The 1,520-nt window shown below is 63.9% G+C and carries 1 protein-coding gene; it reads right to left on the bottom strand.

Annotation, left to right across the window (positions count from 1 at the left end; translation table 11 throughout):
* Nucleotides 1-318 precede the first annotated feature (318 nt).
* Nucleotides 319-1,401: an IS110 family transposase gene (locus SKC41_RS31705; protein ID WP_197690737.1), complete on the bottom strand. Its 1,083-nt coding sequence runs from the start codon at nucleotides 1,399-1,401 to the stop codon at nucleotides 319-321.
* Nucleotides 1,402-1,520 lie beyond the last annotated feature (119 nt).

Raw genomic sequence — 1,520 nt, 5'->3', positions numbered from 1 at the left:
CAGTACAACTGATATGTAGGCATTCTTTGTCAAGAGGCAGGTGAAAGCCGCCCCGGTTGGTCCGGGGCGGCTTTCGTTTGATCGGTGTCAGCTCGGTTCGTGGCGGTCGTTGGTCAACGACGGTTGGTGTCAGACTGATATGCGCGGGTTGGGTACCGCAAGACGATGGTTCGGCGCGAACGGTGGCTGCTCTCTAGCGACGGGCGTCACGTCGGCAATCTGTCGAATGCTTTTGTGGCTCATAGTTGTAACGCAGATCCAGTTCGCTTACCTCGCCGTGGCCGACGCTGATGCCGATCAAGTCATCATGGGGTGTGACTACTCCAGCGTGGCCAGTGACCAGCACCAGCCGGCGAGCTCGCGGGCGATGGCGACGTTGGCCACGACGCGGTTCTTCTTGCGTTCGTTAAAGCGGCACCACTGCTGATGCAGACGGCGATTGCCGGCGTGCCCACGTGCCTTGAGGGCGGGGTCGACCTTGGCCCAGCGGGCCCGCATCGTCGGGCCAGGGTTGCGGTAGGAGGCCCGGTGATGCCAAGCCGCCTCAATCAACAACCTGCGCACGTGGGCGTTACCGGCTTTGGTGATCGATCCCTGCACCCGTGATGCTCCCGAGGAAAATTCGGTGGGAACCAGGCCGACATAAGCGCCGATCGAGGCACCGGTGAACCGGGTCCAATCGCCGATCTCCACCGTCAGCGCCAGCCCGGTCAGCGCCGAGATCCCGCGCAGACAGCCCAGCCGATTGACCATGTCGGCGAACAGGGGCAACGCCGCGACCTCAATGATCTGCTCATCGAGGCGATCTCGGGCTGCGGTGGCATTCAGGACGGCACCGAAATGGTGATCAAAAGCCGCCGCGGTGTGAGCGTTGTCGAAACGCTGGCGTCGCAACCAGATCTCGTGCACCCCAGTCCAGGCCTGTCCACCCGAATACACCCGCCCCTGACGCAGCAGCAGTTTGGACAGTCGATGGCGCATCCGCATCAGATCCGCCCGGGCATCCTCACGGGCCCGCACCAGATCCCGGGCCGCCTCCACATCGCGCTCAGGCACAGTAACCGCGGTGATCTCACCCAGGCGCAGCAACCGGGTCAGATGCGCGGCGTCGCGGGCATCGGTCTTGACCCGATCCCCGGGCGGACGGATCAACTTCGACGGCGCCGCGACCATGCAATCGATCTGGGCATCAGCCAATGCCCGAGCCAACCCGAATCCGGTGGGCCCGGCCTCATAGGCCACGCGCACCGGAGCGCGCAACCGGCCCAACCACCCAACGATCTCACCGTGATCCGGGCACAACCGTGCCCGCTCGACACGGCCTGTCTCCTCATCGACGGCATGCGCAACCACCGAAAGTGCGTGCACATCCAACCCAACACTCGTACCGTTGAAACTCACCGGAGGCCTCCTGATCTGCAACTGTGGCTCTACCGGAGCGAGTGTTCACCCGCCACCGGCAACCCACGTCCAATTGCAGCCCGAGGCCTTCGGCCTCAAGTCGCCTCCATACCGTCTAG

This window comes from Mycobacterium sp. 050128 (genome assembly GCF_036409155.1).
Classification (GTDB): domain Bacteria; phylum Actinomycetota; class Actinomycetes; order Mycobacteriales; family Mycobacteriaceae; genus Mycobacterium.
This window is presented reverse-complemented; position numbering and strand designations above follow the sequence as displayed.